This is a genomic window from Arthrobacter sp. zg-Y238 (genome assembly GCF_024385525.1).
Lineage (GTDB): Bacteria > Actinomycetota > Actinomycetes > Actinomycetales > Micrococcaceae > Arthrobacter_B > Arthrobacter_B jinronghuae.
Map to the genome: position 1 here is coordinate 416380 of NZ_JANFLU010000011.1, position 25390 is coordinate 441769.

Sequence of the window (25390 nt, forward strand, 5' to 3'; positions counted from 1 at the left end):
CCGATGTCCGTGATTCAGCTCACCGGACCTTACTCGGAGCCGTGATTCTATTAGGCTAAGAGGCAGACACTCAGAACCTGCCCGCCAGGCAGGTCTGCGGTTTTCTTCCCAATCGTTCCAATGAACAGGAGCAATTCAATGGCCATCATCGATGCCATCCATGCCCGCGAGATTCTTGATTCCCGCGGCAACCCCACCATCGAGGTGGAGGTGCTGCTCGACGACGACACCTTCGGCCGCGCGGCTGTCCCCTCCGGCGCCTCCACCGGCGCTTTCGAAGCCAACGAACGCCGTGACGGTGAGAAGAACCGCTACCAGGGCAAGGGCGTGCTGCAGGCCGTTGAAGCCGTGATCGAACAGATCCAGCCGGCACTGCTCGGGTTCGACGCATCCGACCAGCGTGCCATCGACCAGGCCATGATCGACCTGGACGGCACCGAGAACAAGTCCGGCCTGGGCGCCAACGCCATCCTCGGCGTCTCCCTCGCGGTCGCCCGTGCCGCCGCAGAATCAGCTGCACTGCCGCTGTACCGCTACCTCGGCGGTCCCAACGCGCACATCCTGCCCGTGCCGCTCATGAACATCCTGAACGGCGGTTCGCACGCCGATTCCGACGTCGACATCCAGGAATTCATGATCGTTCCCCTGGGCGCTCAGACCTACTCCGAGGGCCTGCGCTGGGGTGTTGAGGTCTACCACAACCTCAAGTCCGTGCTGAAGGAAAAGAACCTCTCCACCGGTCTTGGCGACGAAGGCGGCTTCGCTCCGAACCTGCCCTCCAACCGTGCAGCCCTGGACCTGATCATCGAAGCCATCGAGCGTGCCGGCTACGTACCGGGCAATGACATTGCCCTGGCCCTGGACGTGGCAGCCTCCGAATTCTTCAAGGACGGCTCGTACCTCTTCGAGGGACAGAACCGGACCGCGGCCGAAATGTCCGCCTACTACGAGGAACTGGTCCGCGACTACCCGCTGGTTTCCATCGAGGACCCGCTGGATGAAGAGGACTGGGACGGCTGGAAGACCCTGACCGCGTCCATCGGCGACAAGGTGCAGATTGTGGGCGATGACCTCTTCGTCACCAACCCTGCACGGCTGGAAACCGGCATCAAGAACAACGCCGCCAACTCCCTGCTGGTAAAGGTCAACCAGATCGGCACCCTGTCCGAAACCCTGGACGCCATCACCATGGCCCAGCGTGCCGGCTACACCACCATCACGTCCCACCGCTCCGGTGAGACCGAAGACACCACGATCGCCGACATCTGCGTTGCCACCAACGCCGGCCAGATCAAGACCGGTGCTCCGGCCCGTTCCGAGCGCGTGGCCAAGTACAACCAGCTGCTGCGCATCGAAGAGGAACTGGACGACGCCGCACGCTACGCAGGGCGCAGCGCGTTCCCGCGCTTCAACAACGCCAAGTAGCCGTACCGCCGCGACGGCTGCCGGCCCGATTCCGGGACGGTAGGCGTTGCGGAACAGGCTCCAAACACCGCGGGTGGGTAACCTCATAGGAGGGAACCCGCCCGCGGTTGTTTTTCACCGCCCGCCCCGCCTCTTCGACAGCACCGATTTAGACAGGAAGCGCATGCCAACCCGACGCCCCAAGGTGCCCCGGTCCGCGGCCCCAGCCAACCCGGACAGGGTAAAAGCCAGCGGAGGCGACGCGTCGAAACCGGTGGAACCTGCCGCCCCGAAGGCTGCAACCCCGAAGGCTGCAACCCCGAGAGCTGCCGCCCCGAAGGCTGCAACCCCGAGAGCTGCCGCCCCGAAGGCTGCCGCCCCGAAGGCTGCCGCCCCGAAGGCTGCCGCCCCGAAGGCTGCCGCCCCGAAGGCGACGGCTAAGAAAGCACCGGCCCCGAAAGCTAAGCAGCCGGCGGCCCGGAAAGCCGAAGCTCCGAAGGCCGGAACGCAGCCGGGGAACCAGCGCTTCGGGAAGATGTCGGCATCGGACGCCCGCGCAGCAGTGCGCTCCCAGCTTTCCGGCGCGATCCGCCGCAAGTCCGATCCTGCACCGGAATCAAAAGCCCCCGCAGCCGTGCCGGAGGTGGAAGCCCCGGAAGAGCTGCGTCCAGTACCCGCGAAGGCATTCTCCGGACGGCTGCTGGTCCTTGCCATGGTGATGGTGGCCATCACCGTACTGCTTGCACCGTCGGTGCGGACGTACCTTCAGCAGCGCTCGGAGATCGCCGTGATGAAGACGGAGATTGCGGAGGCTGAAGCAACACAGGCCGAATTGGAAGTCCAGCTTGGCCGCTGGGAAGACCCTGCCTACATCAAGCAGCAGGCGAGGGACCGTATTTTCCTGGTGATGCCGGGGGAGAAGCGGTACCTGGTCAAGGGTGAAAACGGTGTGGAACAAGCAGAGCAGCTTGCTTTCGAAGAGGAGCCCGAAGACCTGCAGTGGGTGGATTCGCTGTGGGACTCGGTCAAGAAATCCGCCACGGCACAGTAATCTGGAGGCTGATAGAAGAAGCAGCCCGGGGCCCTCACCGGCCCCCACGGAAGGAACCTCCTGCATGACCCAGGACCAGCTCGCCCCCACCCAGGAAGACCTGGAAACCCTGAGCCGGCAGCTTGGCCGCCCGGTGCGCGACGTCGTTGAAATCGGCGCCCGCTGCGTCTGCGGCAACCCTCTGGTAGCCACCACGGCCCCCCGGCTGAGCAACGGCATACCTTTCCCCACCACCTATTACCTGACGCATCCGGTCATCACGGCTGCCGTGTCCCGGCTGGAAGCTGCCGGCCTGATGACCGATATGAGCCGCCGGCTGGAGGAGGACCCGGAGCTGGCGCAGCGGTACCGAAGCGCCCACGAACACTACCTCCGGGTCCGTAACGAGATCGGGGAGCGCACCGGAACCGGTCCGGTACCGGAAATCGACGGTGTCTCCGCGGGCGGAATGCCTAACCGCGTGAAGTGCCTGCACGTGCTGGTGGGCCATTCCCTGGCCGCCGGCCCCGGGGTGAATCCGCTGGGCGACGAAGCACTGGCCGCTATTGAACAATGGTGGACAACCGACCGCTGCTACTGCGAAGGTGCTTGGGACACTGCAGCTCCGGCTCCGGCGCGTGACCTTAGCCGCCACACGAAGACGCAGGGCCTAAGCCCGGAAGAACTCGAGAGCAAGAAGGCTGCACGCCGGCAGGCAACGGATGCCGCTACGAACGAGGGGGAACTGTGACAGGCCAGGAAGACAACCGCGCCGAAGGCATGCGGGTTGCAGCCATCGACTGCGGCACCAACTCCATCCGGCTCCTCATCGCGGACATCACCCGGGACGATCACGGCGCAGCCCAGCTCACCGACGTCGTACGCCTGATGCGGGTTAACCGGCTGGGACAGGGCGTGGATGCCACCGGACGGCTGGCCCCGGAAGCGTTGGAACGCACCTTTGCAGCGGCGGATGAGTACGCTGCCCTGATCCGTGAGCATGGTGCCTCCCGTATCCGGTTCGTTGCCACCTCCGCCAGCCGCGACGCCGAAAACCGGCAGGAATTCGTCGACGGAATCCGCGAACGCCTCGGCGTTGAACCCGAAGTGATCAGCGGAGACGAGGAAGCGGCGCTTTCGTTCGCCGGTGCGGCAAGCGTGTTCGCCGGCGGGAACGGCGCCAAGACACTCGTGGTGGACCTGGGCGGCGGCAGTACCGAGTTCGTCCTCGGTGACGGCTCCGGCGTCCTGGCGGCGAAGAGCACCAACATGGGCTGCGTGCGCTTCACCGAACGGTACCTGCTGTCGGATCCGCCTACCGAAGCGGAAATCGCGTCAGCACGCACCGACATCCTGGACATGATTGCTTCCGCACTGGTCAGTGTGCCGCTGGCCGAAGCCGATCGGCTGGTGGGGGTGGCCGGGACCATCACCACTGTCACCGCCGCGGCCTTGGGCTTGGCCGAGTACTCTCCCGAGGCCATACACGGGGCCGAGCTGAGCCGGGAGCGGATTGACGAGACAGCCGACGCCCTGCTGCGGCGGGACCGTGCCGGGCGGGCAGCACTGCCGTACATGCATCCGGGCCGCGTGGACGTTATCGGGGCCGGCGCGCTGATCTGGCGCACCATCGTGGACCGCATCGACGAACTGACCGACGGCCGCGTGGCCACGGCGTTCGCCAGCGAACACGACATCCTTGACGGCATTGCGCTGAGCGCGTGAGGGCAACGGGAACCGCTCCCGGCCGCCGCCGGGGAGGCGCCGCACGCCTCAGGACCGCCGCCGCAGCGCTCTGCGCAGCAGTGGCGGTGCCGCTGCTGGCACCTGCTCCGGCACAGGCCGATGAATGGCGGGACAAACAGTATTGGCTCGCCGACTACGGTGTGACCGAGGCCTGGAAGACCACCAAGGGTGCCGGAGTGAAGGTGGCCGTCATCGATACCGGCGTCGATGCAACTCACCCTGACCTGGCCGGTGCCGTCGTCGGAGGGTTCGATGCATCAGGCGCGGGCGATCCGCAGGGTGCCAGGGGCCTCGGCAGCACACCCGGGCACGGAACGCTGGTGGCGACACTGCTGGCGGGCCGGGGCCACGAGAAACCCCCGGAGGACAAGGAAGCCGGCGAAGGGGACGAAAAGGAAGGCGAGGACAAGGACAAGCCGGCGGACCGGCCCGACGGCATCATCGGCGTTGCCCCCGAGGCGGAGATCCTCGCTGTCTCCACCTGGATCGGCGGAACGAATCCCGGCGGAGTTCCGATTGACACGCAGATCCCCGCCGCCGTCCGCTGGGCCGTGGATAACGGCGCCCAGGTCATCAACATGTCCCTCGGCAGTACCTCGACCGCCTGGCCGGAAAGCTGGGACGACGCGTTCCTTTACGCCGAGCAGAATGACGTGGTGGTTGTCGCAGCCGCCGGCAACCGCGGTGTCGGCATGGTCCAGGTGGGAGCACCTGCCACCATTCCCGGGGTCCTCACCGTGGCCGGACTGAACCGGCAGGGCGAGGCCAGCCAGAACTCGTCCTCCGAAGGCATCAGCATTGGTGTTGCCGCTCCTGCCGAAGACCTGATCGGGGGGATGCCCGGGGACACATCCCGGTATGCGAAATGGGAAGGCACCTCCGGGGCGGCGCCGCTGGTGTCCGGTGTTGCTGCACTTATCCGTGCTGCACACCCGGAAATGAGCGCGGCAGATGTGGTCAACCGGATCGTCAGCACCGCGCGGGACGCCGGGGACCCGGGGACAGACACTATTTACGGCTACGGGATCCTGGACGCCAATGCCGCAGTGAATGCCGATGTTCCCTCGGTCACCAGCAACCCGCTGGGAACCATTGCCGAGTGGATCCGCGTGCACCGGCGGGTGGCGGATGAGTCGCCCGGCGCTGCGGATATTCCCGCCCCCTCGGTCCCGGACCTGCCGGAGCCCGCCGTCCCGGTGGCGCAGGAGCCGGCTGCTGCGAACGGCAACCTACCCGCCGTCGTCGTACTTGGTTTCGGCGGGCTCCTGGTGGCCCTGCTGGTGGCCGGCACGGTGCATGTGACTCACGTTCGACGCCGCGGGACAACGGCCGGCGGGACGCAGGCGACCGAAACGGGCTCCCTGGATGAAGCGGGAGTCCGGTAGCGAAACGCCCTGTTCGCGGTTTGTCAAATGGTTCGTGAAAGCTTTCACAAACTCAGGTAGGATTGGGGCATGGCATCGAACAAGCAGTTTTCTGATCGTCCCCGCGTTCTGGTGGTCGGCGGTGGTTACGTCGGTCTGTACGTGGCCAAAGACCTCCAGAAGAAGGTAAAGGAACAGGGAGGGATTGTTACGGTAGTGGATCCGCTGCCGTACATGACCTACCAGCCTTTCCTTCCCGAGGTTGCCGCAGGCACCATTGAAGCCCGCGACGCCGTTGTGTCCCACCGCATGCACTTGAAGCAGACCGAGCTGATCAACGGCAAGGTGACTTCCATCAACCATGCCGCCCGCACCGCGACCATTGAGCCGGGCGACGGCAGTGAGCCGTTCGAGCTGCCGTACCAGGATGTTGTCGTAGCGGCAGGCTCGATCACCCGCACCTTCCCGATCCCGGGCCTCGCCGAGGCCGGCATCGGAATGAAGAGCATTGAAGAAGCAATGGCCACCCGGAACCACGTGCTCGAGCGCATTGAAACCGCATCGCTCATGCCCATTGGCCCGGAACGCGAACGTGCGCTGACCTTCGTCGTCGTCGGCGGCGGCTTTGCCGGCATCGAAACCCTGACCGAGCTCGAAGACATGGCCCGCGACGCGGTCCGTATCAATGACCGGCTTCGCCGCGAAGACCTCCGTTTCGTCCTGATCGAGGCCATGGGCCGGGTTATGCCCGAGGTCAAGCCGGACCAGGCCGAGTGGGTTGTCTCGAGCATGCGTGAGCGCGGCATCGAGGTCCTGCTGAACACGTCGCTGGCGTCCGCAGAAGGCGGCCTCCTCAAGCTGATCAACATGGCGGACAAGTCCCCGGCCGGCGAGTTCGGTGCTGACACCCTGATCTGGACCGCCGGTGTGCAGGCGAACCCGATGGTCCGCGCCACCGACTTCCCGGTGGATGAGCGCGGCCGTGTCCGCGCCAACGCCGAACTGCGCATCACCGGCGACGACGGCCCCATCGACGGCGCCTGGGCTGCCGGCGACGTCTCCGCGGTTCCGGATCTTTCCGGCGGCGGAGTAGGCGGCTTCTGCGTCCCGAACGCACAGCATGCCGTCCGCCAGGCGAAGCTGCTGGCCAAGAACATCATGGCCGCCCGCTACGGCGTCGGCACCGTGGAAGAGTACAACCACAAGAGCCTGGGTGCTGTTGCAGGCCTTGGCCAGTACAAGGGTGTCGCCAACATCATGGGCTTCGGCCTGAAGGGCTTCCCGGCCTGGCTGGCGCACCGTGGCTACCACGGCCTGGCCATGCCGATGTTCGAGCGCAAGTTCCGCGTCATCTCGGGCTGGCTGCTGAACGTGAGCTACGGCCGCGACCTGACGTCGCTGCGCAACCTGGAAGATCCGCGCCGCGGCTTCGAGGAAGCAGCAACGCCGGCTAAGAAGCCGGCCGTGAAGGCCTAGTCTTCCGCATTCGTTCACAGACGACGACGGCGGCCCTCCAGCAGGAGGGCCGCCGTTGTTGTGTTTCCTGCCGTACACGCGTTTCCAGTAGGCTTGGAAGGCAATCGCAGAGCCCCAGTAGCCCAATTGGCAGAGGCAACCGACTTAAAATCGGTGTGTTGTCGGTTCGAGTCCGACCTGGGGTACTTCTAGCCGCGTGACCGGTTGCGGTGGCGCAGCAGCAGTCCGCCGGCGAGCAGTCCGAGGATGACGACCGCCGCGATCGCCGGCAGTGCCAGATCCGAGGCGGTACGTTCCTCATCCACCGCGTCCGTGGCGGACGGCGAGGGGCTGGCAGTCCGGCTGGGACTCGGTGACGTCGTGCCGGTCGAAGAGTTCCCTCCGGTTCCGCCGACGGTTGTTCCACCCGTGCTGCCGGTGGAAGCCGGGGACGGCGGCATAGTGGACGGCGCGGCTTCCGGTGTGGCTTCCGGCGTGGGCTCCACGGGTGCGGCGGGCGCGGCCGGAACCGGAACGGCGGGAACCGCCTCGGAATAGTTGCCGGTGGACGGATCGTAGTGGCTTTCGCCCGGGTTGTAGGACGGCGCCGGCACAGCGGGGCTGTAGGTGCTTACGACGCACGTCTCGACCCCGTCGATGACGGCGGGAAGGTAGCCCGGCGCGCACTCCAGGGCCTGTGCCGGAGCAGCGGGCCCCATCAGGAGCAGCACGGCAAGTGCGGAAGCGGCAGTGGACAGGCGTGGAATGTGCATTTGTTTCCCCCAAGATAACGGTTCTACGGCCATCGTATAGGGCTAATGCGCACTTCCCGGCAAGGGGATCAATGTTGGAATGTGACGAGCGTTACAAGGCTGTAACCGCAGCCTCTTATATTCGACACAATGATCTACTAGCTTTTCTTCTAATCAGGAACACCTGGTATTTGCGTCAAAGGCACCCGCCTTTCGATCGGGGAGAAACTTTTATGACTGCACTACGCACTGCCAGCGGTTTTGGCACGGGCACGGGATACGCCCGCACCGCCAAGATCGCCGCCCTTGGGCTGGGCCTCGCAATGTTCGCCAGCGGCTGCAGCGGCGGCAGCGGGGAATCGTCCGCTGAAGAAACATCCGCAGAGACCGAAACCGCCGCTGCCTCGGTTCTGTCCTGCCCGGAAAGCCAGGGGGGAACCGGGGAAGACCCGGGCGCCAAGGGCGATCCCGCTTCCGTTCCCGCCTCCACCGGCACCACCGACGCACCGCTGAAGATCGGCACGCTGCTGCCCACCACGGGTTCCCTCGCGTACCTCGGCCCGCCGGAAATTGCCGGCACCAACCTGGCAGTTGAGGAAATCAATGCGGCCGGCGGCGTCCTCGGCAAGGACATCGAAATTGTCCACCGCGACTCCGGCGACACCACCACGGATATCGCCACCCAGTCGGTAAACGACCTGCTCAGCCAGGGCGTCAGCGCCATTGTCGGTGCAGCGTCCTCGGGCGTCTCCAAAACAGTGATCGGCAACATCACCGGCGCCGGCGTCATCCAGTTCTCCCCGGCCAACACCTCACCGGACTTCACCACTTGGGATGACAACGGACTGTACTGGCGGACCGCTCCCTCGGATCTCCTGCAGGGACGCATCCTGGGCAACTACATCATGTCCTGCGGCGCGCAGACCGTGGGCATGATCGTGCTTAACGACGCCTACGGCACGGGGCTGCAGAGCAACGTGAAGACCTCGGTTGAATCCGCCGGCGGCCAGGTGGTGGCCGAGGAGATGTTCAATGAGGGCGACTCCCAGTTCAGCAGCCAGGTGGACTCCGTTGTGGCAGCAAAGCCGGACGCCATCGTGGTGATCAGCTTTGACCAGGCCAAGAGCATCGTGCCGCTGCTGACGGCCAAGGGTGTCGACGCCAGCCAGTTGTTCTTTGTGGACGGCAATACGTCGGACTACAGCAAGGACCTGGACGCCGGAACCCTTGAAGGGGCGCAGGGAACCATTCCCGGAACCTTCGCATCGGAAAACTTCAAGGAGTCCCTGCTTGGAGTCGATCCGGCGCTGAAGGACTGGTCCTACGCGGGTGAAAGCTACGACGCCGTCACCCTCTTGGCGCTCGCGTCCGAGGCCGCGGGCAGCACCGACGGCAAGGCCATAGCCGCCCAGCTGGAGAGTGTGTCCGGCGAGGGCGAGAAATGCTACGACTTTGCCGGCTGCGTGACCATCCTGCGCGGCGGCGGAGACATCGATTATGACGGCTACTCCGGACCGATCACGTTCGATGCGAACGGAGACCCCACGGAAGCCTTCATCGGTATCTACCAGTACGACGCTGACAACGTGCCGCAGCCGAGCCGCTCCGAAGCGGGCAAACTGTAACTGAAGCAGAACAGCAAGGAAGAAGCCCCCGCCGGTTCTCCGGCGGGGGCTTCTTCCTTGCTGCTGACTGTCCTCTGATGATGCCTCCCAGAGGCGCGGAGTCTTCCGCCGCCCCTGGGCCCCTCCTTGGGCCGGGCGGGACTAGGCCGTCTCTGCCAAGGTGCCCAGGTAGAGCTGGATGACCTTTGGATCCTTCATGAGTTCGCGCCCGGTACCGGTGTAGGCGTCCCGGCCCTGGTCCAGCACGTACGCCCGGTCACAGATCTGCAGGCAGCGGCGGGCATTCTGTTCCACCATGATCACGGAGACTCCTGCCCGGTTGATCTCATGCACCCGCAGGAACGCCTCGTCCTGCTTGACGGGGGAGAGCCCGGCGGAGGGTTCGTCCAGCAGCAGCACGGCGGGATCCATCATCAGGGCACGGCCCATGGCGACCATCTGGCGTTCACCGCCGGACAGGGAACCCGCCCGCTGGGCCCGGCGCTTGGCCAGTTCGGGGAACACGCCGGCCACAAAATCGAAGCGTTCCCGGAAGGTCCTGGGCGCCTGGTAGACGCCCATCTGCAGGTTCTCCTCGATGGTCAGCGAAGGGAAGACGTTGTTGTTCTGCGGAACGAATCCCACACCCCGGCTGACGAGCTTGTTGGCCTTGAGCCCGGTGAGGTCCTGGCCGCGGACCACTACGGTCCCGGAATGCACCTTGACCAGGCCGAACATCGCCTTGAGCAGGGTGGACTTGCCGGCACCGTTGGGTCCGATGATTCCGATCAGCTCTCCCCGGCGGGCTTCGATGCTGCAGCCGTTGAGGATGTTCACCCCGGGGATGTACCCCGCCACGAGGTCGGTCACCTTGACAACCGAGTCGCCGTCGAATGCCTCCGCGCTCATGCCTGGTCCTTCCGTTCGTCGTGGCGCCGGGCCGATGCCCCGGCAGATTGGACGGCGGGTTCGGTTCCCACCGATGACTCGGCGTCCTGCTCCAGCTCCGCCTCGAGCTTTTCGAAACCCTCCGAATCGGCGAGGTCCACGTCGTGATGGGCGCCCAGGTAGGCGTCGATCACGGCCTGGTCCTTCATGACCTCGGAAGGCGGTCCCTCGGCCACCACCTTGCCTTCGGCCATGACCACCACCCAGTCGGCAATGTGGCGGACCATGTGCATGTCGTGCTCGACGAACAGGACGGTCATGCCCTCGGCCTTTAGGTTCTTGATGTGGTCCAGCAGGGACTGGGTCAGCGCAGGGTTCACGCCGGCCATGGGCTCATCCAGCATGACCAGTTTGGGGCGGACCATCAGGGCCCGGGCCATCTCCAGCAGCTTGCGCTGGCCGCCGGAGAGAGACGCTGCATAGTCGCTCCGCTTGGTGTCCAGCTTGAACTTGGCCAGCAGGACGTCGGCCTGCTCGGTAATCTCCTTTTCCCGCTGGCGCCACAGCGGAGGCAGGAGCGCCCGTCTGAGGGATTCCCCCGGCTGGGCGGTGGCACCCAGGCGCATGTTCTCCAAGACGGTCAGCTTGCCCATGACCTTGGTCAGCTGGAATGTGCGGACCATGCCGAGGCGTGCCACCTTGTAGGCGGAAACCCCGGCCAGGTCTTTGCCCTCGAACTGCCAGGCGCCCGACTGGGGCGTGTCGAAGCCGGTCAGCAGGTTGAAAAGAGTCGTTTTCCCGGCACCGTTGGGGCCGATCAGTGCGGTGATCTTATGCCGCGGAATCTCCACGTGCTCCACATCCACGGCGTTGATTCCGCCGTAGGTCCGGGTGACGTTTTCCGCCACCAGGATCGGATCCCGCTTGGCACATCCCGGGCCGATCTCACCTTGTGCGATAGGACGCGTGTCGTCCATGTATTCGTTGTCCGCGGCCGCCGGGGTGACTTGACCGGCGTGGGATGCTTCCGCTTCCGTACCGGCTGCGTGCGCCCCTGAGGCGCGCGCTTCCGCCCGGGGCTCGTCTGCTTTGTGGCTCATGCGAACGACAGCTCCTTCTTGTTGCCCAGAATGCCCTGGGGCCGGAAGATCATCAGCAGCATCAGGGCTACGCCTACAAGGATGTAGCGGATCTGGCCTGCCTGGGTAGTGGTGATGAACGTGATGTACCCGGATTCAATGGCACCGTAAAGCAGACCCTGCGTGACGGAGAGGATGGCCCAGAAGATCATCGACCCCAGAACCGGTCCGAGCACGGTGGACATTCCGCCCAGGAGAAGGGCGGTGTAGAGGTAGAAGGTCAGCTCGGTCCCGTAGTTTGCCGGCTGCACGGCGTCCCGGGGGAGGGTGAAGATGATTCCGGCCAGCGAGCCCAGGAGGCCGCCGATGACCAGCGCCTGCATTTTGTAGGCGTACACGTTCTTGCCCAGGGCACGGACGGCATTCTCGTCCTCCCTGATGCCTTTGAGCACGCGGCCCCAGGGACTGCGGATCAGCATCCACACCAGGAGGCAGGCGAGGGCCACCAAGGTCCAGGCCACCAGGCGGATCCAGAGGTCCCGCTCGTTCATGGAGACGGGGCCGAGGCTGTAGGAGCCGTCCGGTATCGGGTTGAGGGCATAGAAGCTGCCGGTAAAGGCGGCCAGGCCGTTGGCGGATCCGGTCACCGGTGTCATGGAGTTGGTGGTGACGACGTACCGGATGATCTCGGCGGCGGCAATGGTAACGATGGCAAGGTAGTCCGCACGGAGACGCAGCGTGGGGATGCCCAGGATGACGGCAAACACCGCGGATGCCAGCAGGGCGATCAGCAGCGCCAGCGGCAGCGGGGCGTTGAAGGAGAGGATCGGTATGGCGAAGCCGTAGGCGCCGACGGCCATGAATCCGGCCTGGCCGAAGTTCAGCAGGCCGGTGTAGCCGAAGTGCACGGCCAGCCCGAGGGCGGCCAGTGCGTACGCGGCCGTGGTGGGGCTGATGATTTCGGTGAAGGCACCGAGAAGAATATTGGCGAAATCCATTTGCAGCTAAGCCCCTAACCTATGCGCTCGCGGCGGCCGAGGAGTCCCTGCGGCCGGACCAGCAGGACAAGAATCATGATGACCAGGGCGCCCACGTATTTCAGGTCCGCCTCCAGCCAGAGGGTGGAGATTTCCACGAAGAGGCCTACCAGGACGGATCCGACCAGTGCGCCGAAGACCGTGCCGAGACCGCCCAGGGTCACTCCGGCGAAGATCAGCAGCAGGATCTGCTGGCCCATGTTGAAGGAAACGCCCGGCCGGTAGTACGCCCAGAGGATGCCGCCCATGGCGGCAAGGGCTCCACCGATGACCCAGACGAGCCGGATGACCCGGTCCACGTCAATGCCCGACGCCGCGGCCAGGGCGGGGTTGTCCGCCACTGCCCGGGTGGCCTTGCCGATCCGGGTGCGCAGCAGCAGGAGCGCGACCACCAGGATGACGGCCAGGCTGACGATCAGGGACACCAGGGTATTCCGGGGGATGGACACGGGGCCGAGTTCCAATATCGGGCTCTGCGAGCCCGGCAGCTGCTGGGTTCCGCCGCCGAAGAAGAACAGGACGGTGTAGCGCACTGCCACGGCGAGGCCGATGCTGACGATCATCATGGGCACCAGGCCGGTGCCGCGGCGTCGCAGCGGCTTCCAGATTCCGGCGTCCTGCACATAGCCAAAGGCCGCGCCGCCCAGTACCGCCAGCGGAAGCGCGACCCAGAGCGGCATGCCCAGTGAGGCGAAGGCGAAGGCCAGGATGGCGCCCAGAGTCACCATTTCCCCATGGGCGAAGTTGGTCAGGCCGGTGGTGCCGAAGATCAGCGAGAGACCGACGGCGCTCAGCGCCAGCAGGAGTCCGAAGCTCAGGCCCGCCACGGCGCGCTCGAGCAGCAGGGACCCGAAGCTTTCCTCCTGCAGCACGATGCCTTCACCCAGCAGGAACAGCGTGGTGATGTTGGTGGTGTTGGCGAAGGTGACGGTGCGTGGGTTCTGCTGGCCTTCCGCCAGGGCGACACCCTCCGGAAGGGTGGATTCGTCCAGCTCCACTTCATATGCGCCCTGCTGCGGGACGCCGATGGACCAGGAGCCGTTTGCCCCGGTGACGGCTTCGCCCTCGTACCCGTTGCCGTTCGCGGTGATTTTCACCCCCTCGAGCGGAGTGCCCTCATTCTTGATGACGCCGCTGATCCGGTCGGGGTAGTCCGCCCCGGAGTCGGGACTTGTGGCTGACGGCGAGGCGTCAGACGTTGCAGTGGTTGCGGACGCGGCTGGAGCCGAGAGCAGCAGGGCAGCAAACATTGCTGCCACGGCCGCCAGCATCCCCAGATAACGGGTCAGCGCCGATGTTCTTACCAAGTTCTGAAACCTCCACGCAGGGCTGCGGAACCGAAGAAGCGGCGCGCAGGCGGGCAGATGTGACACGGGTCACCGAATGGAGAACATGCTACCCACAGAATGTTTCAGGCAATGACCTTTCTCCCGGCGCGCATGTCGCGATCGGGTAACGACTGGCTGGGCGCAAATGCAAGCCCGCGTTCCTCCGGGGGATCCGGCGGTACCAAACCGTTATCTCCAGGCAGCAGTTCCGCGGGAATCTGCCGCCCCCTGTACTCGTTGTACTTGGTAGGCTGGGCTGAAACAGCCCCCCAGATGGAGGACAGATTCAATGGCACTTGGCGGAAATCCGGTATTCAACGGAAAAAACTTCCGTTCCCAGACCCGCGGCGGTACCGCAACGGGCTCCCTGGCAACAGACAACAGCTACATGACCCCGCAGCAGCTGCAGGATCTTTACACGGCCCCTTCGGCCAAGCCGTCGGACATGGGCCGCATGACCTACGACGACGTCATCATGAAGACGGTGTTCTGCCTCGCGATGGTCCTGGTGGGTGCCGCAGTTCCGACCCTGCTGCTGCCGGGACTGGGCGGCGGGCTGATGATCCTGGGCGCACTGGGCGGCTTCGTCCTGGGTCTGGTGAACTCCTTCAAGCGTGAGCCCGTTCCCGCACTGATCCTGGCTTACGCCTTCCTTGAAGGTATGTTCCTCGGCGGTCTGACCGCTGTCCTGGACAACATGTACCCGGGTGTCGGACTGCAGGCAGTGCTCGGCACGCTGGCAGTCTTCGCGGTCACCCTCGTACTGTTCCGCAGCGGCAAGGTGCGCGCCACGCCCAAGGCCGTCCGCTTCTTTATGATCGCCATCATCGGCTACGCGGTCTTCTCCCTGCTCAACGTCGGCCTGATGATCTTCGGCGGCGTGCAGGATCCGTGGGGCCTGCGGGGCAGCGTGGAGATCTTCGGCATCCCGCTGGGCGTCTTCATCGGTGTCCTGGCCATCGGCCTGGCAGCGTTCTCGCTCATCATGGACTTCACGTCCATCGAGCAGGGCGTCAAGGCGGGCACCCCGGAGCGTTACTCCTGGACCGCTGCATTCGGCCTGACCGTGACGCTGGTGTGGCTGTACGTGGAGATCATCCGTCTCCTGTCGATTCTCCGAGGCAACGACTAAACGCACCCGGCAACGACACATCGGTAGTACTACTACCGGAAGGATCGCAGGCAACGCCTGCGGTCCTTCCGCCGTTTAAAAGGCCTGGACTCTGGGCACCCTCCTCATGCAGACGTAGCATGGCCGCTGGGGGACCGGGAAAGGGGGCTTCGATGGCCGAATCCGAGCGGCAGCCGGTGGTCGAGGAGCTCGTTGCCGCCCTTCTGGACGGACCGGATACCGAGACATTCCTGTCCGTTGCCGCCGGGGTTGCAGCCCGGCGGCTGGCCCTGTCTGCACCGGACGGTTGTACGATCGCCGTGGAACGCAGCCGGCGGCCGCTGCTCACCGTCCGCACCCCGGGGTTACCGGCAGTCCGTGCGGAGCATGGTCCCGGCAGCCCGGGCGGGACGGTGCTGGGCGGCGGCCCCGACGTCGTGCTGACGGACCTTGCCGCGGACCAGCACTGGCCCGCGCTGGCCGGGGCAGCCGATAACGGAATCCGGTCAATTGCCGCCGTCGCCCTGCCGTTGGAAGGGGACCGCGGGGTCCTCAGCTGCTATTCCGCGCGGATAAACGCGTTTGGCCCCGGCGAGATTGCCGGTGTGCGTGCTGTTGCCGCTGAAACTGCCAAGGTCCTCCGGCTGGCCCTGCAGATCGATGCGCAGGCGAACCGGGCGGCGAACCTCCAGGCCGCGCTGGAATCGCGGACCGTGGTGGACCTGGCGGCAGGCATCATCATGGGGCAGAACGGCTGCAGCCAGCAGGCTGCAATCGACATCCTGCGCAGCGTCTCGAACAGCCGTAATATCAAAATCCGCAATGTCGCGGCAGGTGTGGTTGCCGCCGTCAGCGACCGGGTCAATACGCATTTCGATGAGTGATTACCGGGCGCGCGGGTAAGATCGGGTGGCATGAACGCAACCGGCAGCGAACCGGTGGAGGCCAGCCCGGCCACCGGTCCGCAATATGAAATCAGCCGCGGCAGTGCCCGCGCCGTCATCGCTTCCCTGGCCGGCGCGCTGCGCCGGTACACGGTTGACGGGGTCGATCTGGTGCAGACGTATCCGGACACCGCCATACCCCCGTCCGCCAACGGGGTGCTGCTGGCGCCATGGCCTAACCGGACGGCGGACGGACGATGGACCCTGGCGGGGAAGACACAGCAGCTGGACATCACCGAGCCATCCCGCGGGCACGCCAGCCACGGCCTGCTGCGCAATACCGGATACACCGTCCGGGAACAGGTGCCGGGCGCCGTGGAACTCAGCGCGGAAATCTTCCCGCAGCACGGGTATCCCTTCCACCTGCTGCACCGTGCCCGCTACAGCCTCGACGACGACGGCGGTCTGCGGGTGCAGCAAAGCCTGACGAATGTGGGCACCGCCGCCGCTCCCGTTGCCCTCGGTGCCCATCCCTTCCTGCGGCTCGGCGACGTACCGACCGAAGACCTGGTGCTCACTGTGTCCGCGTCCACGGTGCTGACCGTTGATGAGCGGCTCATTCCAAACGGCAGGCAGGAACCGGCCGGAGCGGCGGACCTCCGCGGCGGGGCCCGGGTAGGGGACCTGGCACTGGACAGCGCCTACACGGACCTGTCGTTCGATGAGTCAGCCCCCGGCACGCACCGGCATACGCTCAGCGCGCCGGACGGACGGACGGTGAGTCTCTGGACCGGGGCCGAATGCGGTTATGTCCACGTTTTTGTCACAGACACATTCCCCGGGCAGCGGCGCGCGGTGGCCCTGGAACCGATGACCGCCCCGGCCAACGCCCTGAATTCGGGGGAGGGCTTAGCCTGGCTGCCCCCGGGCCAGGTCTTTTCCGCCCACTGGGGCATCCGCGCCCAGTTGGACCCGGCTTGAGGTAACAGCGAGGATAGGCACGTAAAGAGGGGTCCCGGCCCAAGCCCGGTATGGAAAGATGGCCCCATGAAACCCCATGCGCGACGCACAGCGGCGCCCCGCGCGCTGCAGGCAGCGGCGGCGAATTCCCACCGGAACAACGACGAGGTCCCTTTCGCCCTGCGGGTCAGTGCCGCCTGGGCCTGGCGTCTCGGCATTGTCCTGATCGTCGGCGCCGGGCTTATCTGGATCCTCAGCCACTTCTCGCTGCTGATCATTCCGCTGATGATCGCCGCCCTGCTGGCCGGGCTGCTGTCCCCGGTTTCGAGTTGGCTGCGGCGGAACCGGCTCCCCGGCGGTCTGTCGGTTGCTGTGACCATCGTGGCCTTCCTCGGCGTCGTTATCGCTGCCCTGACCTTGGTGGGACGGCAGCTTGCCCTCGGGTTCCGGGATCTCTGGGGAGAAACGCTCGCCGGAGTGCGCCAGATCCAGGGCTGGCTGTCCGACGGTCCGCTGAACGTCACCGCCGGCGACATGGACTCGCTGTTCAACGAAGCCACCACCACGCTGCAGGACAATTCGGCCAATATCCTCTCCGGTGCCCTGAGCGTGGGCAGCAGCGCCGGCCACTTCGCCGCCGGCATCCTGCTGACCCTCTTCGCCTTGGTTTTCTTCCTGCTGGACGGCCGCCGGATCTGGGAGTTCACTTCCGGACTGCTGCCGCGCAGGGCACGGACCGCCGCCTACGGAGCCGGCATCCACGGCTGGGAATCCATGGTCAACTACGTGCGGGTGCAGGTGGTGGTGGCGCTCATCGATGCCATCGGCATCGGCGGCGGAGCAGCCCTCATCGGTGTACCGCTCGCCCTGCCCCTCGGGGTTCTGGTCTTCCTGGGCTCGTTCGTTCCGTTGGTAGGTGCGTTTGTCACCGGCTTCGTGGCGGTCTTGCTGGCATTGGTGGCAAACGGCGGAGTCAACGCGCTGATCATGCTGGGCATCGTCCTGCTGGTGCAGCAGCTGGAATCCCACATCCTCCAGCCGCTGGTCATGGGTAAGGCCGTCTCCCTCCACCCCCTGGCCGTGATCCTGGCAGTCACGGGCGGTACCCTCGCCGCGGGGGTTCCCGGAGCCCTGTTTTCAGTGCCGCTGCTGGCCATCCTCAACACGATGGTCCGCTACATAGCGGCCCGCGGCTGGGAGGACGACCCGGCGATGGTACAGGAGGGGGAAGAGAGCGACGACGGCGGCAACCCTGTGTCGGGGGAACCCGGTTCCGACACGGTGGATACATTGGCTACAGAGGAAGAGCGCCGCAAATGACCGATCTGTCGCAGTTGCCCGTCACCCTGGACGATATCCGGGCTGCGGCGAAGCTCCTCGACGGAGTCATTGCCCACACACCCGTCGAGTCATCACGGGCGCTGGCCCGCGAAATCGGCTCGCCCGTGCACCTCAAATGCGAAAACCTCCAACGGGCAGGTTCATTCAAGGTCCGCGGCGCCTATGTCCGCATGGCCAAGCTGTCTCCCGCTGACAAAGCCAGGGGAGTGGTGGCAGCCTCTGCCGGCAACCACGCACAGGGCGTGGCCGTAGCTGCGGCGCGCCTGGGTATTTCCGCCCGGATCTACATGCCGCAGGGAGTGGCGCTGCCCAAGCTGGCCGCCACCAGGGGACACGGCGCGGAGGTCATCCTTCACGGCCATACCGTCGACGAGGCCCTGGCAGAGGCCCAGCGGTACTCCGACCAAACCGGTGCCGTCTTTGTCCATCCGTTCGACAACGTGGATGTGGTGGCCGGACAGGGGACCATCGGGCTTGAGCTCCTGGACCAGATACCGGACCTGGACACCGTGCTGATGGGGGTGGGAGGCGGCGGCCTGCTCGCCGGCGTCGCCGTCGCGATCAAGTCCCGTGCACGGGAACTGGGCCGTGAGATCCGGATCATCGGAGTGCAGGCGGAAAACGCTGCCTCCTATCCGCCGTCACTGGCCGCCGACGCACTGGTACCCCTTACCAGGGTCAGCACCATCGCGGACGGCATCGCCGTCGGACGGCCCGGACAACTGCCCTTTTCGATCATCCGTGAACTGGTGGACGATGTGGTGACCGTGAGCGAGGATTCCCTTGCCCGCGCACTGATTTTCCTCCTCGAGCGTGCCAAGATGGTCGTGGAACCGGCCGGAGCCGTGGGAGTGGCTGCATTGATGGACGGGAAGATAGACAATCCCGGAAACACGGCAGTCATCCTCTCCGGCGGCAACATCGACCCGATGCTGATGCTGAAGGTCATCCAGCGGGGACTGGCGGCTGCGGGCCGTTACTTGGTGGTCCGCATCCTCCTTGACGACCGTCCCGGGTCGCTGGCCACCATTTCGCGGATCATCGCGGAAGCGGACGCCAACGTCACCGGGGTGGACCACACGAGGGTAGGAGGATCTATCAGCATGGGAGACGTAGCGATCACCATCAACATGGAAACAAAGGGCCACGAGCACTGCGAACTGGTGCTGAAGAACCTGCGCACTGTTGGTTTCCAGCCCGTAGTGCTGGCGGGTTAAGCCGATGGCTGCCTCCCGTACACGCACGGCCCTGGCCGGGTCGCTCCTGTTCGCCGCCGTGCTCTGGGCGGTGTACCTGCTCACGCTGCTCTTCAAACCGGTCCTCTTTCCGCTGCTGGGCATCCTGCCGAGGCAGCTTGAGGGGCTCGACGGCGTGGTGTTCGCCCCGCTGCTCCACGCCGGGACGTCCCATCTCCTCGGCAACACGGTCCCCTTGATCGTCTTTTCGTTCCTGACGCTGCTGGAAGGGGTGCGGCGGTTCGTCTCGGTGCTTGCCATCTCCTGGCTGTGCTCCGGAATCGGGGTATGGCTGTTCGGCAGCGGACTGACCGTGGGCGTCTCCGGCGTGGTGTTCGGTTTATTCGCGTATCTGATTGTCCGCGGCTTCTATAACCGCAATATCGGGCAGATCCTGCTCAGCGCCGTGTTGTTCCTGGTGTACGGATCAATTCTCTGGGGCCTTTTCCCGACCTCACTGGGCGTCTCCTGGCAGGCGCACCTGTTCGGCGCGATGGGTGGCGTGCTGGCCGCCGTGGTGCTGCGGCACGACCGCCGCGCGCCAACGCAAAGGCGGGCCCTCCCGTAGGAAAGCCCGCCTTCACTGAACCGGGGAAAACCTACCCGGTGTAGGGCTTGGCGGAGATGATCTCGACGGAGATGTTTTTACCGTTCGGTGCCGTGTAGGTAGTGCTGTCCCCGGCCTTGAGGCCCTGGATGGACGCACCCAGCGCAGACTTTTCGCTGTAGACGTCGATGTTGCCGTCGCCGGCGATCTCGCGGCTGCCCAGCAGGAAGGTCTCCACGTCGCCGGCGACGCGGGCTTCCACCAGCATGCCCGGCTCCACGACGCCGTCATCGGCCGGGGATTCACCAACTTGTGCACTTTCAAGGAGCTGCGTCAGCTGCCGGATCCGGGCCTCAGCCTTGCCCTGTTCCTCTTTGGCTGCGTGGTATCCGCCGTTTTCCTTGAGGTCGCCCTCGGAGCGTGCCTGCTCGATGCGGGCAACGATTTCCGTCCGACCGGGGCCGGACAGGTGATCCAGTTCCGCCTTCAGGCGGTCGTAAGACTCCTGCGTGAGCCAGGCGACAGATGCGCTGTTGGTTGACACGGGTATCTCCTTATATAAACGTCCGGGCCATCCATTGGTCCGGCATGGCTGAATGCCCGCCGGCCGGATTGGCCTGACAAGCAAAGACCCCGCCGGGCGGAGACCAACTGGTTTTGGAATGTCTACCAAAGACCAGCCGGACACCTGGGCGGGGCATGTCGTAAGTTCCCATAGTAGTTTGCCCGCGCACATAACCCAATATGCGGGACGGGACGTCTTACGGGGCTAGCCCTCGTCCACTATCCAGCAGGAGGACACACCGCCGGTAACTGCCGGGGAGTCCGTGCGGAGTTCAACCCGCTGGGTGCTGCTTTCCGGAGCATCCGGACCCAGGAGCACCGTCTTCCAGCCCACGACGGCGTAACTCTCGTTGAGTGCCTGGACGGCGCAGGCAGCGGTGCTGCCGGCCGATTTATCGACCTTGAAATCCACCACCACACGGCCGTCCTCCGGAAAGGTAAAGCCGACGTCCTTCGACGTGACCGTTCCGGTGGAGGCGGGGATGTTCATCCACGCCGCAGCCACTATGCCGGCGGCCACCGCGGCCGACGTGCCGATGATCCGTGCCCGCCGCGACAGGCGCCGCTTTGGAGCGCCGTAGCGATTGGCTAATCTGGACTCGGACGTGGAAACGTCCGGCTGATGGGGTGCCGACGTCTCGGGCTGACCTTCCGAAGTGCTCACAGGCCCATTTTAGCTTCTCGATTCCACCGTCGTTTTCCGCTTACCTCAGGAGTTGCCTTGTCTGCCCGCGAAAGCACCGATTCCCGGCCTACCGCCCCGCTGCGCCTGCTCGCGGTGCATGCCCACCCCGACGACGAAGCCAGCAAGGGCGCGGCCACGATGGCCTCCTATGCCGCCGCCGGCGTCGAAGTGATGGTTGCCACCTGCACCGGAGGGGAAAGGGGATCCATCCTCAACCCCGGTGCCGAAGATGATCCCGCAGGCAAGCGGGACCTGGCCGGCCTGCGCCGGCGTGAAATGGCCGCTTCACAGGCGGCCCTGGGAATCCGGCACCGCTGGCTTGGATTCACGGATTCCGGGCTGCCCGAAGGTGATCCGTTGCCGGACCTGCCCTTCGGCTGCTTCGCCCTGCAGCCGCTGGAACGCGCTGCGGCGCCCCTGGTGAAGCTGGTCCGCGAGTTCCGGCCGCACGTCATCATCAGCTACGACGAAAACGGCGGCTATCCGCACCCGGACCACATCATGGCCCACAAGGTCGCCGTGGAGGCGTTCGCCGCGGCCGGCGATCCGGAGCGGTACCCCGGGACAGGGTCCGCGTGGGAACCGTCGAAGCTTTACTACGACAGGGCTTTCAACCCGGAGCGTTTCCGGGCCCTGCACTTTGCCCTGGAAGAGGCCGGCCTGGAGTCCCCGTACGCAGAGCGGATCGCCGCCTGGCAGGAAACCGATGCGGAAGGCCATCAGCCGCCCGCTCCCACTCATGCGACCACTACGCAGATCGAGTGCGGCGACTTCTTCGAAGTCCGGGACGAAGCCCTGCGCAGCCACCGCACGCAGGTGGATCCGAACGGCTTCTTTTTCGCGGTCAGCCCGGATCTGCAGCGCAAGGTCTGGCCCTGGGAGGACTACTCCCTGATTGAGTCGCGCGTGGAAACCGACCTGCCTGAAACCGACCTGTTCGCTGGCATACGATAGACCCTGGGAACATAGGTCCCGCCGCAGTATTGGCTAAAAGAGAGATATACCGTGAACTTCCTGTACAGCCTGGCTACGGCCGCCACTCCGGCACCCGAGGAGTCCCTCGCACCGGGAGTTGCCGCAGAAGACGTCACCCCGGGAACGCTGGGGTTCCTCTTCACGCTCTTCGTGGTGATTGCGATCATCTTCCTGATCCGCGACATGACCAAACGCATCCGCCGGGTCCGTTACCGCGAACAGGTGCTGGCCACCCAGGAAGCCGCCCGGGAAGACGCCGGGCGGGACGCCTCCGGACCTGCGCCTGCCAAGGGCACCCCCGGTGCGACGGAGGAACGGGACACCACCTGGGACCACCTCCGGTAAGGGGAATGCCATGGCTGAAAGACTGAGGAACCAGGCGTCGGCCTACCTGCGCCAGCATGCGGACAACCCCGTCGACTGGTGGCCCTTCAGTGAGGAAGCCTTTGCCGAAGCCCGGCGCCGGAATGTTCCCGTCTTTATCTCCGTGGGTTACGCTGCCTGCCATTGGTGCCATGTCATGGCGCACGAATCGTTCGAGGACGCTGCCACGGCGCAGTACCTGAATGAGCACTTCGTGTCGGTGAAGGTGGACCGCGAGGAACGTCCCGACGTCGACGCCGTGTACATGGCAGCTACGCAGGCGCTGACCGGCCAGGGCGGCTGGCCGATGAGCGTGTTTACCCTGCCGGACGGCCGCACCTTCTATGCAGGCACCTATTTTCCGCCCCGGCAGCTGCAGGGTATGCCGTCCTTCCAGCAGGTTATGGAAGCGGTTTCCTCCGCCTGGCGGGACCGCCCGGCTGAAGTCGAAGCAAGCGCCGCGCAGATTGCCGCACACCTGGCCTCCGCCCAGGCGGGAAACCGGCGGTTGATCGGCAGCCTGGAAGTGACGGCCGAGTCCGGTCCGCTCTCGGGGGAGGTGCTCGAGGCCGCGGTGGACGCGGTGTTGGAACAGGAAGACCAGCGTTTCGGCGGGCTGGGCGGTGCACCGAAGTTCCCGCCGTCGCCCCTGCTGCGGTTCCTCCTGGTTTACGGATCCACTGACCGGCCGGCCGCCGGCGCCGCCGCGTCCGTGGCTGACCGAACCCTGGAAACCATGGCCCGCAGCGGACTGTATGACCAGCTCGAAGGCGGCTTCGCCCGGTACACCGTGGACCGGGCCTGGGCCATCCCGCACTTCGAAAAAATGCTTTACGACAATGCCCAGCTGCTGCGCCTCTACGCCCACTGGAGCCGTTCGGCGCCCTCGGAGGACCAGCGGCACCTGGCGCTGCAGGTCAGCGCCGATACCGCGGCCTGGCTGGCCAAGCGACTGCGCGTCGAGGGGGGAGGATTTGCGTCCTCGCTCGACGCCGACACCCTCGTGGACGGGCATCGCCGGGAAGGTGCCACCTATGTGTGGACCCCCGACGAGCTCCGCACCGTCCTGTCGGATTCCGGCGCCGACGCCGACGCCGACGCGGTTCTGTCCCTGCTGGACCTGGAAACCGGCCGGATGGAGGACGGCGGATCCACCCTGCACTTCGGGCGCAGCCTGCAGCCGGAGGAGGAGCAGCTCTGGCAGCGCGTGCGGCCTGCACTGCTGGCCGTACGGGACCGGCGGCCCCAGCCGGACCGCGACGACAAAGTGGTGGCGGGGTGGAACGGGCTGGCCATCGCCGGCCTGGCCGACGCCGCCCTTGCACTCGACGATGCCGGAGACCCGGGGGAGAAGGCAGCGGGCCTGCTGGACCTGGCCCGGGACGCTGCGGATTACCTGCTGCGCGTGCACTACCGGAACGGTCTGCTGGCGCGGGTGTCCCATGCAGGCACGGCCGCCGGCATCGAGGGCCTGCTCGAAGACTATGCGGGGGCTGCCGAAGGGCTGTTTGCGCTCTTCGCCGCCACCGGCGAAGAGCAGTGGTACCGCAAGGCGGAGGAGCTGGTCCTGGCCGCCGAGCAGCGCTTCATCGTGGACGGCGTCCTGCAGGACACCGCCGTACGCACGGACCAGCTGGCGGCCGCGCAGGGATCGCTCTCGGCAGCCGATCCGATGGACGGCCCCACCCCCAGCGGCACAGCGCTTTTTGCCGGCGTGCTGGTGACCTACGCGGCCTATTCCGGTTCCTCCCGGCACCGTGCCCTCGCAGAAGCGCTGCTGTCCCATGTTCAGCTGGTGGCGGCACGGGCCCCGCGCGCCGGCGGCTGGGCGATGTCCGTCCTCGTGCAGGCGCTGGAGGGGCCGCGGGAACTCGCCGTGACAGGCAGCGATCCCCGGCTGGTGCGTCAGCTGCTTCGGACCGGGCGGGCCGCGGGCGGGCCCGCCGTCGTCGTAGCCAGCGGCTCCGGCGGCGAAACAGCGGTGCCGCTGCTTCGGGACCGGCCCGCACCGGACGGCGGTGCCTTGGCCTACCTCTGCCGCGGGATGGTCTGCAGCCGGCCGGTGGCGGATCCGGAGGAGTTGGCGGCCCAGTTCCGCACGCTGAACTCCTAGCCTGCCACCGCGCGGACGGCCATCAGGATGGCGACATAGTGGGCGGCGAATCCAGCCAGGGTAAAGGCGTGGAAGATCTCATGGAAGCCGAACCAGTCCACCGAGGGATTGGGCTTCTTCATGGCATACATAACGGCACCGGCAATGTACATGGCCCCGCCCACGCAGATGAGGATGGCGGCCGTCGGGTTGGTCCCGTAGAAATCCGGAATGTAGAACAGGGACGCGCAGCCCAGCGCAATGTAGACGGGCGTGTAGAGCCAGCGGGGCGCGTGGAGCCACAGGAGCCGGAACGCGACGCCCACCAGGGCACCGGACCAGATGATCCAGAGCAGCGTGACCGCGCTGTCCCGGGGTAGGAGGGACCACGCGAGCGGGGTGTAGGAACCGGCAATGACCAGCATGATGTTCGTGTGGTCCAGGCGCTTAAGCACCACTTTCACCTTCGGGGACCAGTTGCCGCGGTGGTAGACGGCGCTGGTGCCGAACAGCAGCACGCCCGTAAAGGCGTAGATTGCGGAGGCAATCCGGGTGCCCGTCGTCGGTGCGAGGACTACAAGGATGATCCCCGCCGCCAGGGCAAGGGGAGTGGCACCGGCATGCAGCCAGCCGCGCAGCCGGGGCTTGATCTCCAGTTCTTCGGCTACTGCTTCAACGGCGTTTTCCAGGGGGCCGGGCGTGGTCCGCGATTCGGGGTCGTGCTGAGCAGGAACTCCCGGAGACGGGGCGGAAAATGGTGACGAATCCATAACGGAAATTCTAACCTACGTCCCGGTAAGTTACGGTCTGGTAAGCAGGTGCCAGCACCGATATGCGCTTCGGCGAGCCGAGCTAGCGGTAGCCTAGGAGAAGATTTTTATCCTATGGGCAGACCCGGGGTATGCGGGACCCTTGGCGGTCCCCGCTCCGGATCCCAGGCACGTGA

At 65.8% G+C, this 25390-nt stretch carries 24 protein-coding genes and 1 tRNA gene; 17 read left to right on the forward strand and 8 right to left on the reverse strand.

Going from position 1 to position 25390, the window contains the following annotated elements:
• Window positions 1-138 precede the first annotated feature (138 nt).
• From eno to NNX38_RS13735, 7 genes are all read left to right on the forward strand, one after another.
• The gene (eno, locus tag NNX38_RS13705; protein ID WP_229952792.1) at window positions 139-1425 is read left to right on the forward strand and encodes a phosphopyruvate hydratase; all 1287 of its coding nucleotides are present in this window, start codon (window positions 139-141) and stop codon (window positions 1423-1425) included.
• 163 nt (window positions 1426-1588) lie between these two features.
• The gene (locus NNX38_RS13710; RefSeq protein ID WP_255798502.1) at window positions 1589-2455 is read left to right on the forward strand and encodes a septum formation initiator family protein; all 867 of its coding nucleotides are present in this window, start codon (window positions 1589-1591) and stop codon (window positions 2453-2455) included.
• Between the two features lie 64 nt (window positions 2456-2519).
• Window positions 2520-3185, forward strand: a complete 666-nt coding sequence (locus NNX38_RS13715; RefSeq protein WP_255798503.1) for a DUF501 domain-containing protein — start codon at window positions 2520-2522, stop codon at window positions 3183-3185.
• 29 nt (window positions 3186-3214) lie between these two features.
• Complete coding sequence (locus NNX38_RS13720) at window positions 3215-4159, forward strand: Ppx/GppA phosphatase family protein (RefSeq protein ID WP_255798659.1); 945 nt, start codon at window positions 3215-3217, stop codon at window positions 4157-4159.
• Window positions 4156-5565 (forward strand): S8 family serine peptidase, encoded by a 1410-nt coding sequence (locus NNX38_RS13725; RefSeq protein WP_370646454.1) that lies wholly within the window; start codon window positions 4156-4158, stop codon window positions 5563-5565. Before NNX38_RS13720 ends, NNX38_RS13725 begins: the two co-directional genes overlap by 4 nt.
• A 69-nt stretch (window positions 5566-5634) precedes the next feature.
• Complete coding sequence (locus NNX38_RS13730) at window positions 5635-7020, forward strand: NAD(P)/FAD-dependent oxidoreductase (RefSeq protein ID WP_255798504.1); 1386 nt, start codon at window positions 5635-5637, stop codon at window positions 7018-7020.
• Between the two features lie 111 nt (window positions 7021-7131).
• Window positions 7132-7205, forward strand: a tRNA-Leu gene (locus NNX38_RS13735).
• A 3-nt stretch (window positions 7206-7208) separates the two neighbouring features.
• Here NNX38_RS13735 and NNX38_RS13740 read toward each other — a convergent pair.
• Window positions 7209-7772 carry a hypothetical protein gene (locus NNX38_RS13740; protein WP_255798505.1) on the reverse strand — a complete coding sequence of 188 codons (564 nt, stop codon included), beginning with the start codon at window positions 7770-7772 and terminating at the stop codon, window positions 7209-7211.
• Window positions 7773-7984: 212 nt separating this feature from the next.
• Here NNX38_RS13740 and NNX38_RS13745 point away from each other — a divergent pair, with 212 nt between their 5' ends.
• Window positions 7985-9376: an ABC transporter substrate-binding protein gene (locus NNX38_RS13745; RefSeq protein WP_255798506.1), complete on the forward strand. Its 1392-nt coding sequence runs from the start codon at window positions 7985-7987 to the stop codon at window positions 9374-9376.
• 141 nt (window positions 9377-9517) lie between these two features.
• Here NNX38_RS13745 and NNX38_RS13750 read toward each other — a convergent pair whose 3' ends face one another.
• The 4 genes from NNX38_RS13750 to NNX38_RS13765 all read right to left on the reverse strand — a co-directional run bounded on the left by NNX38_RS13750 (window position 9518) and on the right by NNX38_RS13765 (window position 13630).
• Entirely contained in the window at window positions 9518-10264 is a 747-nt protein-coding gene (locus tag NNX38_RS13750) for an ABC transporter ATP-binding protein (protein WP_230024746.1), read from the reverse strand.
• Window positions 10261-11220 carry an ABC transporter ATP-binding protein gene (locus NNX38_RS13755; RefSeq protein WP_255798661.1) on the reverse strand — a complete coding sequence of 320 codons (960 nt, stop codon included), beginning with the start codon at window positions 11218-11220 and terminating at the stop codon, window positions 10261-10263. The genes NNX38_RS13750 and NNX38_RS13755 overlap by 4 nt, the downstream gene beginning before the upstream one ends.
• A 119-nt stretch (window positions 11221-11339) precedes the next feature.
• A complete protein-coding gene (locus NNX38_RS13760) occupies window positions 11340-12320 on the reverse strand; it encodes a branched-chain amino acid ABC transporter permease (RefSeq protein ID WP_255798507.1) in 981 nt (326 codons plus the stop codon).
• Between the two features lie 14 nt (window positions 12321-12334).
• Window positions 12335-13630: a branched-chain amino acid ABC transporter permease gene (locus tag NNX38_RS13765; RefSeq protein WP_255798662.1), complete on the reverse strand. Its 1296-nt coding sequence runs from the start codon at window positions 13628-13630 to the stop codon at window positions 12335-12337.
• Between the two features lie 346 nt (window positions 13631-13976).
• On the opposite strand from NNX38_RS13765, the gene NNX38_RS13770 reads away from it, so the two are divergent.
• The 6 genes from NNX38_RS13770 (at window position 13977) to NNX38_RS13795 (ending at window position 19786) form a co-directional block, all read left to right on the forward strand.
• Window positions 13977-14819 carry a Bax inhibitor-1/YccA family protein gene (locus NNX38_RS13770; RefSeq protein ID WP_255798508.1) on the forward strand — a complete coding sequence of 281 codons (843 nt, stop codon included), beginning with the start codon at window positions 13977-13979 and terminating at the stop codon, window positions 14817-14819.
• 152 nt (window positions 14820-14971) lie between these two features.
• Window positions 14972-15682, forward strand: a complete 711-nt coding sequence (locus NNX38_RS13775; RefSeq protein WP_255798509.1) for an ANTAR domain-containing protein — start codon at window positions 14972-14974, stop codon at window positions 15680-15682.
• Between the two features lie 30 nt (window positions 15683-15712).
• Window positions 15713-16663 (forward strand): aldose 1-epimerase family protein, encoded by a 951-nt coding sequence (locus NNX38_RS13780; RefSeq protein WP_255798510.1) that lies wholly within the window; start codon window positions 15713-15715, stop codon window positions 16661-16663.
• A gap of 66 nt (window positions 16664-16729) precedes the next feature.
• Complete coding sequence (locus NNX38_RS13785; RefSeq protein ID WP_255798511.1) at window positions 16730-17962, forward strand: AI-2E family transporter; 1233 nt, start codon at window positions 16730-16732, stop codon at window positions 17960-17962.
• Window positions 17959-19200, forward strand: coding sequence for a threonine ammonia-lyase (ilvA, locus tag NNX38_RS13790; RefSeq protein ID WP_255798512.1), 1242 nt, complete (start codon window positions 17959-17961; stop codon window positions 19198-19200). The genes NNX38_RS13785 and ilvA overlap by 4 nt, the downstream gene beginning before the upstream one ends.
• Window positions 19201-19204: 4 nt before the next feature.
• The gene (locus NNX38_RS13795) at window positions 19205-19786 is read left to right on the forward strand and encodes a rhomboid family intramembrane serine protease (RefSeq protein ID WP_255798513.1); all 582 of its coding nucleotides are present in this window, start codon (window positions 19205-19207) and stop codon (window positions 19784-19786) included.
• A 31-nt stretch (window positions 19787-19817) separates the two neighbouring features.
• Here the strand turns inward: NNX38_RS13795 and greA are convergent, their stop codons facing one another.
• On the reverse strand, window positions 19818-20309 hold the full coding sequence (gene greA, locus NNX38_RS13800; RefSeq protein ID WP_227924248.1) for a transcription elongation factor GreA: 492 nt from the start codon (window positions 20307-20309) through the stop codon (window positions 19818-19820).
• A 225-nt stretch (window positions 20310-20534) separates the two neighbouring features.
• The gene (locus tag NNX38_RS13805; RefSeq protein WP_255798514.1) at window positions 20535-20993 is read right to left on the reverse strand and encodes a DUF4307 domain-containing protein; all 459 of its coding nucleotides are present in this window, start codon (window positions 20991-20993) and stop codon (window positions 20535-20537) included.
• A gap of 57 nt (window positions 20994-21050) precedes the next feature.
• Here NNX38_RS13805 and mca point away from each other — a divergent pair, with 57 nt between their 5' ends.
• From mca to NNX38_RS13820, 3 genes are read left to right on the forward strand one after another with little or no spacing between them, the layout of a single operon-like run.
• Window positions 21051-21968: a mycothiol conjugate amidase Mca gene (gene mca, locus NNX38_RS13810; protein WP_255798515.1), complete on the forward strand. Its 918-nt coding sequence runs from the start codon at window positions 21051-21053 to the stop codon at window positions 21966-21968.
• A 51-nt stretch (window positions 21969-22019) separates the two neighbouring features.
• A complete protein-coding gene (locus tag NNX38_RS13815) occupies window positions 22020-22334 on the forward strand; it encodes a hypothetical protein (RefSeq protein ID WP_255798516.1) in 315 nt (104 codons plus the stop codon).
• 10 nt (window positions 22335-22344) lie between these two features.
• Window positions 22345-24465 carry a thioredoxin domain-containing protein gene (locus NNX38_RS13820; protein ID WP_255798517.1) on the forward strand — a complete coding sequence of 707 codons (2121 nt, stop codon included), beginning with the start codon at window positions 22345-22347 and terminating at the stop codon, window positions 24463-24465.
• Here NNX38_RS13820 and NNX38_RS13825 read toward each other — a convergent pair.
• Window positions 24462-25214 carry a hemolysin III family protein gene (locus NNX38_RS13825; protein ID WP_255798518.1) on the reverse strand — a complete coding sequence of 251 codons (753 nt, stop codon included), beginning with the start codon at window positions 25212-25214 and terminating at the stop codon, window positions 24462-24464. The genes NNX38_RS13820 and NNX38_RS13825 overlap by 4 nt on opposite strands.
• Window positions 25215-25390: the final 176 nt, after the last annotated feature.